The organism is Xanthomonas sp. JL1 (assembly GCF_038405005.1).
The window spans coordinates 78,058-93,743 of record NZ_JBBYGR010000046.1 but is presented as its reverse complement, the minus strand read 5'-3'; the positions used below and the strand labels follow the sequence as shown (position 1 = coordinate 93,743).

15 protein-coding genes are annotated in these 15,686 nt (G+C 64.3%); 10 read left to right on the top strand and 5 right to left on the bottom strand.

Annotated elements, in window-relative coordinates; genetic code table 11:
• Positions 1-55: 55 nt before the first annotated feature.
• The 3 genes from lolA to WJW29_RS10700 all read right to left on the bottom strand — a co-directional run bounded on the left by lolA (position 56) and on the right by WJW29_RS10700 (position 5,243).
• Entirely contained in the window at positions 56-727 is a 672-nt protein-coding gene (gene lolA, locus WJW29_RS10710; protein ID WP_027703232.1) for an outer membrane lipoprotein chaperone LolA, read from the bottom strand.
• Between the two features lie 64 nt (positions 728-791).
• Positions 792-2,720: a DUF3857 and transglutaminase domain-containing protein gene (locus WJW29_RS10705; protein ID WP_011259179.1), complete on the bottom strand. Its 1,929-nt coding sequence runs from the start codon at positions 2,718-2,720 to the stop codon at positions 792-794.
• A gap of 162 nt (positions 2,721-2,882) precedes the next feature.
• Positions 2,883-5,243 (bottom strand): DNA translocase FtsK, encoded by a 2,361-nt coding sequence (locus WJW29_RS10700; RefSeq protein ID WP_011259180.1) that lies wholly within the window; start codon positions 5,241-5,243, stop codon positions 2,883-2,885.
• A 283-nt stretch (positions 5,244-5,526) separates the two neighbouring features.
• Here WJW29_RS10700 and trxB point away from each other — a divergent pair, with 283 nt between their 5' ends.
• The 7 genes from trxB to infA all read left to right on the top strand — a co-directional run bounded on the left by trxB (position 5,527) and on the right by infA (position 10,153).
• Complete coding sequence (gene trxB / locus WJW29_RS10695) at positions 5,527-6,495, top strand: thioredoxin-disulfide reductase (RefSeq protein ID WP_011259181.1); 969 nt, start codon at positions 5,527-5,529, stop codon at positions 6,493-6,495.
• 57 nt (positions 6,496-6,552) lie between these two features.
• Entirely contained in the window at positions 6,553-7,674 is a 1,122-nt protein-coding gene (locus WJW29_RS10690) for a GNAT family N-acetyltransferase (RefSeq protein WP_011408662.1), read from the top strand.
• Positions 7,675-7,935: 261 nt separating this feature from the next.
• Complete coding sequence (locus WJW29_RS10685; RefSeq protein ID WP_011408663.1) at positions 7,936-8,268, top strand: NAD-dependent epimerase/dehydratase family protein; 333 nt, start codon at positions 7,936-7,938, stop codon at positions 8,266-8,268.
• A 79-nt stretch (positions 8,269-8,347) separates the two neighbouring features.
• Entirely contained in the window at positions 8,348-8,533 is a 186-nt protein-coding gene (locus tag WJW29_RS10680; RefSeq protein ID WP_228329612.1) for a hypothetical protein, read from the top strand.
• Between the two features lie 33 nt (positions 8,534-8,566).
• Entirely contained in the window at positions 8,567-8,968 is a 402-nt protein-coding gene (locus WJW29_RS10675) for a hypothetical protein (protein WP_011259184.1), read from the top strand.
• An 88-nt stretch (positions 8,969-9,056) separates the two neighbouring features.
• Positions 9,057-9,854 (top strand): leucyl/phenylalanyl-tRNA--protein transferase, encoded by a 798-nt coding sequence (aat, locus tag WJW29_RS10670; protein ID WP_011259185.1) that lies wholly within the window; start codon positions 9,057-9,059, stop codon positions 9,852-9,854.
• Positions 9,855-9,934: 80 nt separating this feature from the next.
• The gene (infA, locus tag WJW29_RS10665) at positions 9,935-10,153 is read left to right on the top strand and encodes a translation initiation factor IF-1 (RefSeq protein ID WP_002813418.1); all 219 of its coding nucleotides are present in this window, start codon (positions 9,935-9,937) and stop codon (positions 10,151-10,153) included.
• Positions 10,154-10,433: 280 nt separating this feature from the next.
• Here infA and clpA read toward each other — a convergent pair whose 3' ends face one another.
• Positions 10,434-12,716 carry an ATP-dependent Clp protease ATP-binding subunit ClpA gene (clpA, locus tag WJW29_RS10660; protein WP_011259186.1) on the bottom strand — a complete coding sequence of 761 codons (2,283 nt, stop codon included), beginning with the start codon at positions 12,714-12,716 and terminating at the stop codon, positions 10,434-10,436.
• Between the two features lie 143 nt (positions 12,717-12,859).
• Positions 12,860-13,180, bottom strand: coding sequence for an ATP-dependent Clp protease adapter ClpS (gene clpS / locus WJW29_RS10655; RefSeq protein ID WP_005914463.1), 321 nt, complete (start codon positions 13,178-13,180; stop codon positions 12,860-12,862).
• Between the two features lie 250 nt (positions 13,181-13,430).
• Between clpS and WJW29_RS10650 the strand changes: the two genes are divergently transcribed.
• Genes WJW29_RS10650 through hflD form a run of 3 tightly spaced genes read left to right on the top strand, consistent with a single transcriptional unit; the run spans position 13,431 to position 15,636 of the window.
• Positions 13,431-13,889 (top strand): NUDIX hydrolase, encoded by a 459-nt coding sequence (locus WJW29_RS10650; RefSeq protein ID WP_011408665.1) that lies wholly within the window; start codon positions 13,431-13,433, stop codon positions 13,887-13,889.
• Entirely contained in the window at positions 13,886-15,022 is a 1,137-nt protein-coding gene (gene mnmA, locus WJW29_RS10645) for a tRNA 2-thiouridine(34) synthase MnmA (protein WP_011259189.1), read from the top strand. The genes WJW29_RS10650 and mnmA overlap by 4 nt, the downstream gene beginning before the upstream one ends.
• Positions 15,022-15,636, top strand: coding sequence for a high frequency lysogenization protein HflD (hflD, locus tag WJW29_RS10640; RefSeq protein ID WP_011408667.1), 615 nt, complete (start codon positions 15,022-15,024; stop codon positions 15,634-15,636). Before mnmA ends, hflD begins: the two co-directional genes overlap by 1 nt.
• The last annotated feature ends 50 nt before the right edge of the window (positions 15,637-15,686 follow it).

Below are 15,686 nucleotides of genomic sequence, written 5' to 3'. Positions count from 1 at the left end.
CCATGGAAGGACCGACCGATCGCTACGCCTTCATGCCGGGCATCCCGCAGACGCGCTAATGCGCGTCGCCCACCACATCCACGCCCTGGGCTGGCGTATAGCGGAAAGTGTCTGCCGCAAAGGCCGGGTTGCGCTTCCAACCGCTGAAGCTGATCGTAGTGCGCTGACCGACCGCATCCACAACTTCCATCTTGGCCAGGCCATCCTTGCCGAACCCCAGCGAGGCCATCTGGAAGCTGGCGTCGGTGTCGACCTTGGGCGTCAACGACAACCACTGCAGCCCATCGCGCGGCGCGGCTTCTTCGCTGACGTCGTACTTCTTGTCCAGAAGTGCCGGGTTGATCAATGCGACCAACGGGCTGTTCTGTTCTTCGCTGCCTTGTGCGCGCACCGTGACCTGCTCCAGATCGGGGTCGAACACCCAGACCTTCTTGCCATCGGCCACGATCAGCTGCCTGTAGGGCTTGGCATATTCCCAACGGAACTGGCGCGGTGTTGCCAGCGCAACCCGCCCGCTCGAATTTTCCTTGACCTTGCCATTGGCGTCGGTCACGCGCTGGCTGAACTGTCCATCCAGCCCCTTCAAGCCACGCGTAAAGGTGTCCAGTTCCTGGCGCGCAGCGGCAAAGGCGGTGCTGGCGAACAGAGCAGTGGCAAGAACGGCATAACGGAGCTGGCGATGCATCGCGGTCTTCCAGAAGGACATGCGTAGATTCTGATGCTTCATGGATGAATGGGCGAGCGCTATTGCACGAGATGTCCAGATCGCGACACGTGCGCGGCGATCCGGCTCAGTGCGCGGTCTGCACCTTGGACAAATCGCCATACACGATCTGCCCGCGAAAGCCGCGCCGCACCTGCTGGTACAACTCGCGGAACGCGCGGTAATCCTGCGGCTGGCACAACGCCTGCGGCCCACGCACGGCGGCGCGCTGCAAGCGATGCACGGCGGTCACCGTCTGCCCATCGCGTGTCCAATCGACCACATATTCGCCAGCGGCATTGCGGAAGGTGCTGCTGCGCGGGATGGCGATGATCGGCACCGTGTCGGGGAAGCTCACCACGTAGGTTTCTTCGCGCACGCTGTCGTTGCAGTAGAACGGGGTCAGATTCTCTTCGGCCGAGGTGGTGGTGTAGATCGCGCGGATCGATTCGGCACCGGGCATGTCCGGCAAGGTCATGCCGCCGACCACGGAAAAATCCACCGCATCCTTGGCCTGGAAGGCGTAGCGGTAGTTGAATGGCGCATCCAGATCCAGCGGGTCGCCCTGGATCAGCAGATCGCCGGTGCCGTCGAAACCGGACTGAGCGAGGATCGACTCTTCGATGCGGTTGCGATTCTGCGCATTGAGCTGCACGAACATCGCGCGTAAGCCCACTTCGCCGGTCTGCCCGCTGTCGAGCGTGGTCATGCCCTGCAGGCCGCCTTGCGGCGTGAAGCGGTATTCAGTGCGGGCAACATAGCGATTGACCTTGCGGTCGTTAGGCGGGGTCTGCGTCACCTTGCCGTCGCGCGTATGCACCACCGGCGCACCGAGATCGCCGGCCGGCAACTGGCCGAAGCGCGCATATGAGTTGGTCGAATCGACATACAGATCGAACGCGGGAATGTAGGTAATGGCGTGATTGAAGCGGCCCAGCACCGGAATGTCCGGCAGCGTCGGGCCGCCCTCGGCGCCGATCAGCACTGGCGTGCTGGCGATGCCCTTGGCCGCAAGCAAAGCTTCCAGGATCACGGTGTGGTCTTTGCAATCACCGTAATGGTTGGCCAGGATGCTGTCGGCACTGTTGGGCTCCAGCCCGCCATTGCCCAGATACACCGCGACATAGCGGATGTTGCGCGCGACCCAGGCGTAGAGCGCGGCTGCCTGCGCACGCGGTGCGTCGATGCCGTGGGTCAGCTCATCGGCCAGCGCCTGGATCGCCGGGGTCACCGCAGCGGCGCGCCCGCCCTTGACGTGATACGCCAGGCCCATCTGCGACCAGCTATCGAAGGTACTCGCCATCAAGGTGGGGCTGAACTCCCAGGTGGCCGCACTCCAGTTCTGATTCTTCATCGGCGCGGTGCGCTGGTAGCGCCACTCCCAGCGCGCCTGGTCGCCACGCACGACCGGCTTGGTCCCCCCCTGCAACCCACGCACCGACAGATGCATCGGCAGCGACTTCGGCGCCACCAGCGTGACCACCGCATCGTCGTACTGCGCGAACACGCTGAAGGTCTCCCACAGGCTGAAATAGCCGGGGAAATACGGCGTGCTCTGCGCTCGCCGCACCCGGTAGACGATGCGCGCGCCCGGCGCCAGATTCGGGAACACCACGACCTTGACCTTGCGGTCGGCATACATCGCCGCCGAGGCGCTGGAATAGCTTTCCTGGGTGTAGATCTTGTCGGCCGCCACATCCTGGCGCAGCCCTTCGACCGTGACGGTATACGCCTGCAGCACTTCCAGCGTTTCCATCTTCTCGCTGTAACTCAGCCGGACCTGGCTGAACTGCTCCACCGCCGACTTTGTCTTGAGCAGGATCTCGTACTCGTCGGTCTCTACGCTGCTAGCGTCGGCGCGCACTTCGTAATCGGCGCGATAGCGCACGAAGCTGTCATTGGTGTCGGCCTGCGTGCGTGCCGCAGCGGTGGGCGCGGGCCGTTCCTGGGCTTGGGCCTGCGCGAGCAACGGTACGCACAGGAACAGCACGAGCAACAACAAGGGACGATGCAACATGGATCTCGATCACGGCGGCCGGCGCGGCCCTCACGCACAGGGTAGCCGTTGTGCCCGGCAATGACAGGCACGGGCTTCCAACAATGCCGCATTGCTGCCCGCGGCGAATTTGGTGAATCAGCAGCGCTCCCGACGCAGCGTGTGCACCGATACCGCAGGCACTTACTTCGGCGGCGGCGGCGGTGCCAGGACGGTACGGTCGCCATTGTGCTCGGGCGGGCTGACCACGCCGGCCGCTTCCATCGCTTCGATCAGGCGCGCCGCGCGGTTGTAGCCGATCTTCAAACGCCGCTGCACGCCAGAGATCGACGCACGCCGGGTCTCGGTCACGATGCGCAAGGCTTCGTCGTACAACGGATCCGACTCGTCGCCGCCACCGCCACTGCTTTCCGGCAAGCCGGTCGCACCAACCACGGTGCCATCGCCCATGGTCTGCACTTCGTCCAGCACGCCTTCGACATAAGACACCGGCCCGCTGGCCTTGAGATGCTCGACCACACGATGCACTTCTTCGTCGCTGACGAAGGCGCCATGCACGCGGTCCGGCAATGCGGTGCCCGGCGGCAGATACAGCATGTCGCCGTTGCCCAGCAGCGCTTCGGCGCCGGATTGGTCGAGGATGGTGCGCGAGTCGATCTTTGAACTGACCTGGAACGCCACGCGGGTCGGGATGTTGGCCTTGATCAGGCCGGTGATCACGTCCACCGACGGCCGCTGCGTGGCCAGGATCAGATGGATGCCGGCCGCACGCGCCTTCTGCGCCAACCGGGCGATGAGCTCTTCGACCTTCTTGCCGACGATCATCATCATGTCGGCGAATTCGTCGATGAAGATGACGATGAACGGCAGCGTCTCCAACGGCCGTGGCGCTTCGCCCAGCTCCGGGTTCGGCTTGAACAGCGGGTCCATCATCGGCTGGCCGGCGTCGATGGCATCCTTGATCTTCTTGTTGAAGCCGGCCAGGTTGCGCACGCCCACCGCGCTCATCAGCTTGTAGCGGCGCTCCATTTCGGCCACGCACCAGCGCAGGCCGTTGGCGGCCTCCTTCATGTCGGTGACCACCGGCGCGAGCAGATGCGGGATGCCCTGATAGACGCTCAGTTCGAGCATCTTCGGGTCGATCATCAGCATCCGCAGTTCCTTGTGCGACGCCTTGAACAGCAGGCTCAGCACCATCGCATTGACCGCCACCGACTTGCCCGAGCCGGTGGTACCGGCGACCAGCAAATGCGGCATGCGCGCCAGGTCGGCCACGGTCGGCCGGCCGGCGATGTCCTTGCCAAGGGCCAGCGTCAGCGGGCTGGCCGACTTGTCGTATTCCTTGGAGCGCAGCAATTCGCTCAGGAAGATCATCTCGCGGCTGACGTTGGGAATTTCCAGGCCGATTACCGACTTGCCGGGGATCACGTCCACCACACGCACCGACTTCACCGACAACCCGCGCGCGATGTCCTTGTCCAGCGAACTGATCTGGCTGACCTTGATGCCCGGCGCCGGTTCGATTTCGAAGCGGGTGATCACCGGGCCCGGATAGGCCCCGACCACCTGCGCCTCGATACGGAAATCCTTGAGCTTGAACTCGATCTGCCGCGACAGCGTTTCCAGGGTTTCTTCGGAATAGCCCTTGGCTTGCGGCTTGGGATCGTCCAGCAGCGCGAGCGGCGGCAGGTCCGAGCCGTCGGTGCTGACGCCCTGGAACATCGGGATCTGGGTGTCGCGCTTGGCGCGTTCGCTCTTTTCGACCACCACCGCCGGCGGTGGCTCGATCTTCACCGGCTCGCGCTTGGCCTGCTTGACCGCATCGACCTTGCGCACTGCCTCGCGTTCTTCGCGCATCACCCGGGTCTGCTGCCACTCGGTGGCCTGGTGGGTCTTGCGCTGCATCAGCGGCCCCAGCGCCAGCACCCACTTGCCGATGCGCTCCATCACGGCAAACCACGACAAGCCGGTGGCCAGGGTGATCGACACCAGCAGCAGCACCAGCACGAACAGGTTCGCGCCCAAGGCACCGAAGCCTGAGCTGAGCGAGCCGGCCACCAACTTGCCCAGGATGCCGCCGGCCTCGGCCACTTCGCCCTGGAACAGGCGCAGGTGCAGGAAGCCGGTCGAAGAAATCAGGAAGCCCACCATGCCGACCAGGCGCAGGGCCGGCCCCAGGTCGCTCTGGCTCTGCTCCTCGCGTTCGCCGATCAAGGCGATCCAGGCGACCGCCCCCAGCAACACCGGCAGCAGGAAGGCCACATACCCGAACAGCTGCAGCAGCACGTCGGCCGCCATGGCACCGTATCTGCCGCCCATGTTATGGATCGGCGCAACCAGATTGCCGGTGCGCGACCAACCCGGATCGGTCGCCGAATAGGTCAACAGGCTGGCAAGCAAATACAGCAGCAACGGCGCCACCGCGATCAACGCCAGATCGCGCCAGAGCTTCTGCCGCCGCGGATTGTCCGCCACCGCCGCCTTGCGCGCCGACGGTTTGCCTTCTGCGGGCTTGCTGCTGCGTTCGGGAACCTGCTTTGCCACCTGTAGCCAGACCTTAGAAAAATGCTGTTAGTGTTTGATAATAAACGACTGAGGCCACGGTTTCAGCAGTTGCATGCGCACCGACGACCCAGCTGCACAACGCTTAACGAAAAACGCCGCACAAGGCGGCGTCGATTACGCGGGCTGAGCGGAGCATGCCATCTGCGGTTCAAGCAGTTCCATCGCCCCGCCTTGATTCACCGGGTGGGGACCGCCACTCTATGCCGCCACAGGGGCGCGAATTGCTTCGCCTGCCCTACCAATTCCTAGATCGCGATTATACATGAGCGCCTCTTCTGCCAGTCCCGCCAAGCATTCCCGCCTGCTGATCCTGGGCTCCGGCCCGGCCGGCTGGACCGCTGCGGTCTACGCCGCCCGCGCCAATCTCAAGCCGGTAGTCATCACCGGGCTGCAGCAAGGCGGCCAGCTGATGACCACCACCGAGGTAGACAACTGGCCGGGCGACCCCCACGGCCTGATGGGCCCGGACCTGATGACCCGCATGCAGGCGCATGCCGAGCGCTTCGAGACCGAAGTCATCTTCGATCACATCCACACCGCCGACCTGTCGCAACGCCCGTTCCGACTGACCGGCGATGGCGCCGAGTACACCTGCGACGCACTGATCATCGCGACCGGCGCCACTGCCAAGTATCTCGGCATCCCCACCGAAGAAGCCTTCAAGGGACGCGGCGTCTCCGCCTGCGCCACCTGCGACGGCTTCTTCTACAAGGACCAGGACGTGGTGGTGGTCGGCGGCGGCAATACCGCGGTGGAAGAAGCGCTGTACCTGTCCAACATCGCCCGCAAGGTCTACCTGGTGCACCGCCGCGATACGCTGCGCGCCGAGAAGATCATGCAGGACAAGCTGTTCGCCAAGGTGGCCGCCGGCAAGATCGAAACCGTCTGGCACCACGCCATCGACGAGGTGCTGGGCAACGATGCCGGCGTCACCGGTGTGCGGGTCAAGTCCACCATCGACGGCAGCACCCGCGACATCGATGCACATGGTTTCTTCGTGGCGATCGGCCATCACCCCAACACGCAGTTGTTCGATGGCCAGCTGGCGATGAACAACGGCTACCTGGAGATCCGCTCCGGCCTGAACGGTGCAGCGACCGAAACCTCGGTGGCTGGCGTGTTCGCCGCCGGCGACGTGGCCGACCAGCATTACCGCCAGGCCATCACCTCGGCCGGCTTCGGCTGCATGGCCGCGCTGGATGCCGAGCGCTTCCTCGACAAGAGCGCCTGAGATGGTGCCTGATTGCCGGCCGCGCCAAGCGGCCAGCATCGCCGGCGGGCTCACCACATGACGGTGTCCGCTCGCTGGTGCCGCCACCTGCACGAACTTTCGGCTGGCGCCTGGGATGCACTGCACGATGGCACGCATCCATTCATCAGCTACGCATTTCTGCAAGGCCTGGAACGCGAGGGCTGCCTGCGCCCGGATTGGGGCTGGAATCCGCTGCACCTGACCGTGTGGGAGGGCGACACCCTGGTGGCCGCGGCTCCCGGTTACCTCAAGAACAACTCGCACGGCGAGTTCGTGTTCGACCACGCCTGGGCGCATGCGTACGCGCGCTACGGGCAGGAGTATTTCCCCAAGTGGCTGTGCGGGGTGCCCTACTCGCCAGTCACCGGCCCGCGTCTGCTCGGTGCGCCCAAGTGGCGCCGCCACCTGCTGAACGCGATGCGCGAGCTGGTGGAGCGCAGCGGCTTGTCGTCGGCGCATGTGAACTTTTATCTTGAAAATGAAGATGCCGCCTTCGATGCCGACTGGCTGGAGCGCAACGACCTGCAATACCACTGGCACAACGCCAGCGGTTGGAGCGATTTCGAGACGTTCCTGGCGGCGATGGATCACAAGCATCGCAAGAACATCCGACAGGAACGCGCCAAGGTGCAGCGTGCCGGCGTGCAACTGCGTGTGGTGCACGGTGATGAGGCCAGCGGTGCGGATCTGGCCGCGATGTACGACTTCTATCTCAAGACGTTCAATGCGTACGGCAACTCGCCCGCGCTGACGCCAGAGTTCCTGCGCCACCTCGCGCAGCATCTGCCACGCAAGCTGGTGATGTTTCTGGCCGAGCTTGACGGGAAACAGATCGCCGGTGCATTGTGCCTGCGCGGCCACGACACGTTGTACGGCCGCTACTGGGGCGGCGAAGCGCTGCCCGGCCTCCATTTCGAAACCTGTTACTACCAGGGCATCGAATATTGCCTGCGCGAAGGCCTGACCCGCTTCGAGCCTGGCGCACAAGGCCAGCACAAGATCGCGCGCGGCTTCCTGCCGACGCTGGTGCGTAGTCGCCACTGGATTGCCGATCCAGGCTTCCGCGAGCCGCTGGGCGACTGGTGCGCACAGGAGCGGGCCGAGGTCGAGCGGCACGCCGCCACCCTGCTGCGACATTCGCCGTTCCGCCAAGAGTGATCGCCCCTGCGGCGGGTTCTTCACCCATCCCGGGACGGTACAGCCCCCTGACGCCGCACCAATCCCGGCAGCGCCGGACATGTGCCAGCCTTCTGCGCCATCGCGCGCGCGACCCGCTCATCAGCCCTCACCGCAGCCCTTGCGCATGGCCGCGCATTCGCTGTGACTGGTACCGGGTCATTCCGCAGTTGCGGACGCTACCATTGAATATGGTAGCGCTGATTATTGATCCGGGTATTGCGCCTGCACCGGAATCGGCCCATGAAGCACATGGTGTTGGTCACTGGCGGTAGTGACTATGTCGCCTGCCGGTTGGTGAAGCAGTTGCTGGAGGCTGGCGACACCGTGCACGCCACCGTGCGCAGCCTGCGCGCCTGGCCCAAGCTGCGGCCTTTAGGGCAGGACCACCCGGACCAATTGCTGTTGTTCGAAGCAGACCTTCTGGTCCCCGGCTCTTTCGCCGACGCGATGCAGGGCTGCTCGGTGGTGCATCACCTCGCCTCGCCGTTCCTGATGTCGGAAAAGATCAAGAACGGCCGCACCCAACTGCTGGAACCCGCGCTGCAAGGCGTCAGGAACGTACTGGCCAAGTGAACGCGACTCCCAGCGTCGGGCGGGTCGTGCTCACATCCACCATCGGCGCGATCTTCGGTGACTACGCGACGTGCTGGACATGCCTGGGCAAACGCTTCCGGAAGCCTTCTTCAACACCACCACCAGCCTCGATCACACTCCCTGCCACGACGCCAAGGTGGTCGCCGAGCAGGAAGCGTGGGTCACGTACCGTGCGCCGCAGCGCTTGGACCTGGTCTGCATCAATCCCGGCCGGGTGCTCGGTCCGTCCCCGGCCGCAGGCTAGGATTCGGGCAGCCTGTTCCTGCTCGACGCACTGATGCGCGGCGTGTTCTTCTATGGCGTGCCGGACCTGAGCTTCGCCACGGTGGACGTGCGCGGAGTTGCCAACGCGCACATCGCCGCAGCCAGGCGGCCCAGCGCGCATGGCCGCTACATCGTCACCTCGGCACAGATGATCTGGTTCCTGGAAATCCCGCGGTTCCTGCGCAAGATCCACCGCCGCCCTTACTTGTTGGCACGCCTGCAGATTCCCGGTTTGGCATTGCGGCTGCTCGGCCCCTTCTTCGGGCTGAGTCCGAAGTACATTCGCAACCATCTCGGGATCAGCTTCGGCCTTGACAACCGGCGCTCGCGCCAGGAATTGGGCGTGGACGAACGTCCGGTCGAGCAGACCTTGCACGCGCATTACGCCAGCAGGGAGCGGCAACGATGGGCTTGAGCCGGCTGGGTGCTCCGCAGGCGCACCTGTACCATCGCCGGATCCGAACCAGGCACCTGCCCATGCCCTTTACCGCTTCATTATTTCCATGCCCGCACGGCACGCTGCGGCGATCCGGCCGGTGGCCAGCGTCGTGACGCCCTTTCGCCGTCCCATCGTGCTGGCAACGTCCGCCTCGGCCCCATTCCCGCCTGCCGAGGCCGCCCTGACCGATCCCGACGGACTACTTGCCGTCGGCGGAGATCTGTCGCCACAGCGTCTGCTCAACGCGTACGCGCATGGCATTTTCCCGTGGTACTCGGATGGCCGACCGATCCTGTGGTGGAGCCCCGACCCGCGCATGGTCTTTCGCACCGACGGCGTGCGCCTGTCTTCCCGCTTCAAGCGCCAGCTCCGCGCAAGCACCTGGACGGTTCGCGCCGACACCGCCTTCGAACAGGTGATCGATGCCTGCGCTGCGAGTCCGCGCCCCGGCCAGGACGGCACCTGGATCACCGCGGAGATGCAGCAGGCCTATATCGCCTTGCACCGTCTAGGCCACGCGCATTCGATCGAGGTATTCGACGGCGCGCGCCTGGTCGGCGGGATCTACGGCGTCGCGGTCGGCCGGATGTTTTTTGGCGAAAGCATGTTCAGTGGGGAAAGCGGCGGTTCCAAGGTGGCACTGGCCGCCTTGGCCGCCGATCTGCATGGCCGAGGATGGCCACTGATCGATGCACAGGTGGAAAACCCGCACCTGCTGAGCATGGGTGCCGAACGCTTGCCGCGCGCAGAGTTTTTGCACGACGTGCAACGCCAAGTTGCCCTGGCGGAACAGCCGGGCAGCTGGTCTCAGCGTTACGGCGAACACGCCGCCAGCGACCTGTGTGAGACCCACTTAACATAAAATTTGCGCCGCGGGGAGATGGCGCGTAAAATGCCGTCCCTTACGGCCCTGCCGGGCCAGCCGTGATTGCACAGGATTACATGTCGAAAGACGACTCCATTGAATTCGAAGGCAGCGTCAGCGAGACGCTTCCCAACACCACGTTCCGGGTCAAGCTGGAGAACGGGCACGAGATCATCGCCCACATCTCCGGACGTATGCGCAAGAACTACATCCGCATCCTGACCGGCGACCGGGTCAAAGTTGAGATGACTCCCTACGACCTGACCAAGGGTCGTATTACCTACCGCATGAAGTAAGCGGTTCTGGTGCTGAGACGCAAGGCGGCGGCCATTGGCCGCGTTTTGTCGTGCCCGCGATGCGAGCGCACAGTGCAAAGCAGCGACCGACATCCACCGCCCTGCTTCGCACCGGGTTGACTCGCCCGCAGCCTGGAAACGCATCACTGCTGCGTCGACCATCAGGCACCCGCGCCAAGCCTGCCATCGTCAGGGTGGGTGATCGCTACGCGCGCTCAGGACGTAAAAAGCCGCGCTTTCGAGCGGCTTTTCCTTATCTGCCAAAACACCCTTATGGCAATCAATCCACCGTCGCGGGCAACAAGCGCTCCGGTTCCGGATGCGCCTCGACCACCAACTCACCATCCCTGACGTCGATGTTGACCCGGCCACCATCTACCAACTTGCCGAACAGCAATTCGTCGGCCAGCGGACGCTTGATCTTTTCCTGGATCACCCGCGACATCGGGCGCGCGCCCATCAGCGGATCGAAGCCGTGCTGGGCCAGCCAGTCGCGCGCAGTCGGCGTGGCCGACAACGACACGTGCTTTTCCTGCAACAGCATTTCCAGCTCGATGATGAACTTGTCCACCACTCGCAGGATGTGGTCGAACCCGAGTGGCTGGAACTGCACGATCGCATCCAGGCGGTTGCGGAACTCAGGCGTGAAGCCGCGACGAATCGATTCCATCGCATCGGTGGAATGATCCTGCTTGGTGAAACCGATCGACCGACGCGACGCCTGGGTGGCACCGGCATTGGTCGTCATTACCAGGATCACGTTCTTGAAGTTGGCTTCGCGCCCGTTGGTATCGGTGAGGATGCCGCGGTCCATGACCTGCAACAGGATGTTGAAGATGTCCGGATGCGCCTTCTCCACTTCGTCCAGCAGCAGCACGCAGTGCGGCGTCTTGACGATCTTCTCGGTCAGCAAGCCCCCCTGATCGAAACCGACATAGCCCGGAGGCGCACCGATCAGGCGGCTGATCGAATGCGCTTCCATGTACTCGGACATATCGAAGCGCACCAGCTCGATGCCCAGCTGCAGCGCAAGCTGCTTGGTGACCTCGGTCTTGCCGACACCGGTGGGGCCGGCAAACAGGAAATTGCCGATCGGCTTTTCCGGATTCGCCAAGCCGGAACGGGCCAGCTTGATCGACCCGGCCAGCGTTTCGATCGCCAGGTTCTGCCCGAAGATCACCATCTTCAGGTTACGCTCCAGATGCTGCAGCACGTCCTTGTCGGTTGCGCTGACCTGCTTGGCCGGAATCCGCGCCATCTTGGCCACGATGGTCTCGATCTCTTCGATGTCGATCAATTCCTTGCGCATGCCTTCCGGCAGCAACCGCTGGCGCGCACCGGCCTCGTCGATCACATCGATCGCCTTGTCCGGCAGCAAGCGGTCGCCGATGTGCTTCACCGACAGGTCCACTGCTGCCTGCAATGCATCGTCGGCGTAGGTCACGCCGTGGTGCGCTTCGTATTTGGGCTTGAGGCCCTGCAGGATCTCGAAGGTTTCGCCCACGGTCGGCTCGACGATGTCGATCTTCTGGAAGCGGCGTGCCAGCGCCCGGTCCTTCTCAAAAATGCCGCGATATTCCTGGAACGTGGTGGAGCCGATGCAGCGCAGCTCGCCCGACGACAGGGCCGGCTTGATCAGGTTGGAAGCGTCCATGGTGCCGCCAGACGCCGAGCCGGCACCAATGATGGTGTGGATCTCGTCGATAAACAGCACCGCGTTGGGCACCTTCTTCAGCGCGGCCAACACGCTCTTGAGGCGCTTTTCGAAATCGCCGCGGTACTTGGTGCCCGCCACCAGTGCGCCCAGATCCAGCGAGAAGATCACTGCATCGGCCAGCACTTCCGGCACATCGTTGTCGACAATGCGCCTGGCCAGGCCCTCGGCGATCGCAGTCTTGCCTACGCCCGCCTCACCCACGTATAGCGGGTTATTCTTGCGCCGGCGGCACAGGACCTGGATGGTGCGCTCGATTTCATCGGCGCGCCCGACCAGCGGGTCGATCCTGCCGTTACGCGCCTGCTCGTTGAGGTTGGTGGCGAACTCGGCCAGCGCGTCGCCCTTGACTTCGCCCTCCCCGCCTTCGCCCTTGGACTCGCCATCCGGCGCGGACGGCTGCTCGCCGTCCTCACCCAGCTTGGCGATGCCGTGCGAGATGTAGTTGACGATATCCAATCGGGTGATGTCCTGCTGATTCAGGAAATACACCGCATGGGAGTCCTTTTCACCGAAGATCGCCACCAGCACATTGGCGCCGGTGACCTCCTTCTTGCCCGAAGACTGCACGTGGTAGACGGCGCGCTGCAACACGCGCTGGAAGCCCAGCGTGGGCTGCGTGTCGCGCCCGTCGTCTTCGGCCAAACGCGAAACAGACGCTTCGATCGCCTGTTCCAGATCGGTGTGCAGACGCACCTGATCAGCACCGCAGGCCTTGAGCACGGCCTGGGCGGAGGGGTTGTCCAGCAGCGAGAGCAGCAGGTGCTCGACGGTCATGAACTCATGACGCGCCTCGCGTGCTCGCTTGTAGCACTGGCCAATTGTTTGCTCTAGGTCTTTGCTGAACATTGGTCACTCCGAACGGCTGTTGCCAACAATATGCGGCTTTTGTTGGGATTTTCCACAACCCTATCGGATAGGCATGTTCAGACAGCGTTAGCACGTGATCGCAGGCACATTAGTTCCGCTGCTGGAATGATCCTGCCGAGGCCTCAGGCCTGTTCCATCGTGCACAGCAACGGGTGCTGGTTCATCCGCGAAAACTCGTTGACCTGCGCCACTTTCGACTCGGCGACCTCACGACTGTAGACCCCGCACACGCCACGCCCACGGGTGTGGACGTGCAACATGATCTGGGTGGCCTGCTCCAAATTCAGGTTGAAAAACTGTTCCAGAACCGTCACGACGAAGTCCATCGGGGTGTAGTCATCGTTCAGCAGCAGCACTTGGTAGCGCGGCGGCGGCGCCACTTCCGGCTTGCTGGCTTCGACCATCAGGCCGTGGTCGTGTTCGTGCGAGGTATTCCGAGGCATCCGGCCATTATACGGTTCAAGCTCGCGTGCATTGGACGATTTACGCTGCGCCCCGCACAATTTGTCTCCAACTTTCTGGCTGGCCCTTGATGATCGATTCCATGACCGCGCTGTTGCTGGCGCCGTCGTCTACCGCAGATGCCCCCATGCCCGCAGCGAGCGACGCTGCAGGCGCGCCGGGATGGCACCGCAATGCCGGTCACGCCGCGGATGCTGCGGGTAGGCGTTGGGACGCGCAGGAGCGGATCCGATGAGCGTCAGGCAGCAACGCTGGCATCCTGATGTGACAGTTGCGACGATTGTGGTGCGCAACGGGCGCTTCCTGCAGGTGGAAGAATCCATTGGCGGCCGCCTGCTGTTGAACCAGCCCGCCGGCCATCTGGAGCCGAACGAAAGCCTGCTGGATGCGGCCGTGCGCGAAACCCTGGAGGAGACCGGCTGGGATGTGCGCCTGACCCAATTTATCGGTACCTACCAATGGGTTGCGCCCAACGGGCAGTGCTTTTTGCGCTTTGCCTTCGTTGCCGATGCCCTGACGCACCACCCCGACCGCGGCCTGGACGTCGGCGTGGTGCGCGCGTTGTGGATGACACCGGAAGAATTGAGCGCCTCGACCGAGCGCCTGCGCAGCCCGCTGGTGTGGGACGTGGTGGCCGATTACCTGGCTGGGCAGCGCTATCCGCTGTCGCTGGTGCGGCACCTCGCATGAGTACGCCGCACATTGTGGTAGGCGTGTCTGGCGGCGTGGATTCGTCGGTGGCCGCATGGAAGCTGGCGCAGCAGGGCGAGCCGATCGCCGGGCTGTTCATGCAGAATTGGGCCGACGACGGCAGCGGCGATTGCCGCGCCGAAGACGATCGCCGCGACGCGGTCGCGGTCTGCGGCGTGCTGGGTATGCCGTTTCATTTCCGCGACTTCTCCGGCGAATACTGGAGCGGCGTGTTCGAGCATTTCCTGGCCGAATACGCGGCCGGGCGCACGCCTAACCCGGACGTGTTGTGCAACCGCGAAGTCAAGTTCAAGCATTTTCTCGACGCAGCGCAGGCGCTCGGCGCAGAGCGCATCGCCACCGGCCATTACGCGCAGGTGGCGCATCGCGGCGGGCGCTGGCGCCTGTTGCGTGGCGCCGACCGCGACAAGGACCAGAGCTATTTTTTGCATCAGCTGGGACAGAGCCAGCTGGCGGCGACGCTCTTCCCGATCGGCGATCTGGAAAAAAGCACGCTGCGTCGAATCGCCCGGGACGCCGGCTTGCCGACCCACGCCAAGAAGGATTCCACCGGCATCTGCTTCATCGGCGAGCGCGATTTCCGCGAATTTCTGGGCCGCTACCTGCCCGCGCGCACCGGCGAGATCCGCGACCCGCAGGGGCAGCGCATCGCCGAGCATCCTGGGGTGTTCTACTTCACCCTGGGTCAGCGCGAGGGGCTGAACATCGGCGGCGTGCGCGGGCGTGCTGCCGCGCCGTGGTACGTGGTTGGCAAGGATGTGGCGAGCAATGTGCTGTACGTGGACCAGGACCGCGACAGCCCATTGCTGCAATCGCGCTGGCTGCAGTCCGAACAAGCCCACTGGGTGACCGGTGCGCCGCCGGCACGCCGCTTCAGCTGCACTGCGCAGACCCGCTACCGCCAGCCCGACGAGCCCTGCACGGTCGACGTGCAGGACGATGGCAGCGTGCAGGTGCACTTCGAACGGCCGCAACGGGCGGTGACGCCGGGGCAGTCGCTGGTGCTGTACGACGGCAAGGAATGCCTGGGCGGTGCCGTCATCGCCGCCACCGACGCACCGCTGGAACGCCAGTTGGCGGGATCTTCTTTTTCCTCCGAGGTAGTGGCTTGATGAGTGTTTCCATGGATCACCGTGTGCTGGCGCTTGCCGGCGTCGCCCAGGCCCTGCAACAGGTGCGGCGGATCGCCGAGACCGGGCATTCGGAAGCCGCGACGGTGCGCACCGCCATGGATAGCGTGTTCCGGGTGGACGCTGCCTCGCCGGAGGCCGTGTACGGCTCTGCCGCAGCGGTGGCGCCCGGTCTGCGCCTGCTGCACAACTATTTCCGCAATCAGGGCCAGGACGATGTGCTGCCGCGTCTGGCACTGGCGGTCTTGCAACTGGAACGCCGGTTCGTACGCGACACCGCGACCGTGGCCACCGTCGCCAGCGGAATCGACGCGGCGGCACGCCAGGCGCAGCAACTGGGCGACAGCAACCATCCCGATGTGTTGAGCTCGCTCGGTGGGCTGTACGCGCAGACCATCAGCCACCTGCGGCCCAAGGTCATGGTGCAAGGTAACCCGCACTACCTGGGCCAGGCAGGTGTGGTCGCCGAGATCCGCGCGCTGTTGCTGGCAGCGGTGCGCTCGGCGGTGCTATGGCGACAGATGGGCGGCAGCCTGTGGGATTTCCTGTTCGCCAAACGCGCAATGATCGAAGCGGTGGACCGCGCGCTGCGCTAGACAGCGCAAAAAACCCCTTGCAGCGCAACGCTAGCGGCCGCTGGCGGACG

Coding starts and splice junctions, on each gene's coding strand:
- WJW29_RS10650 (WP_011408665.1), top strand. CDS start 13,431: ATGAGCGTCAGGCAGCAACGCTGGCATCCTGATGTGACAGTTGCGACG.
- WJW29_RS10685 (WP_011408663.1), top strand. CDS start 7,936: ATGAAGCACATGGTGTTGGTCACTGGCGGTAGTGACTATGTCGCCTGC.
- aat (WP_011259185.1), top strand. CDS start 9,057: ATGCCCGCACGGCACGCTGCGGCGATCCGGCCGGTGGCCAGCGTCGTG.
- WJW29_RS10680 (WP_228329612.1), top strand. CDS start 8,348: ATGCCTGGGCAAACGCTTCCGGAAGCCTTCTTCAACACCACCACCAGC.
- clpA (WP_011259186.1), bottom strand. CDS start 12,716: ATGTTCAGCAAAGACCTAGAGCAAACAATTGGCCAGTGCTACAAGCGA.
- WJW29_RS10705 (WP_011259179.1), bottom strand. CDS start 2,720: ATGTTGCATCGTCCCTTGTTGTTGCTCGTGCTGTTCCTGTGCGTACCG.
- hflD (WP_011408667.1), top strand. CDS start 15,022: ATGAGTGTTTCCATGGATCACCGTGTGCTGGCGCTTGCCGGCGTCGCC.
- WJW29_RS10690 (WP_011408662.1), top strand. CDS start 6,553: ATGACGGTGTCCGCTCGCTGGTGCCGCCACCTGCACGAACTTTCGGCT.
- trxB (WP_011259181.1), top strand. CDS start 5,527: ATGAGCGCCTCTTCTGCCAGTCCCGCCAAGCATTCCCGCCTGCTGATC.
- WJW29_RS10675 (WP_011259184.1), top strand. CDS start 8,567: ATGCGCGGCGTGTTCTTCTATGGCGTGCCGGACCTGAGCTTCGCCACG.
- mnmA (WP_011259189.1), top strand. CDS start 13,886: ATGAGTACGCCGCACATTGTGGTAGGCGTGTCTGGCGGCGTGGATTCG.
- infA (WP_002813418.1), top strand. CDS start 9,935: ATGTCGAAAGACGACTCCATTGAATTCGAAGGCAGCGTCAGCGAGACG.
- clpS (WP_005914463.1), bottom strand. CDS start 13,180: ATGCCTCGGAATACCTCGCACGAACACGACCACGGCCTGATGGTCGAA.
- lolA (WP_027703232.1), bottom strand. CDS start 727: ATGAAGCATCAGAATCTACGCATGTCCTTCTGGAAGACCGCGATGCAT.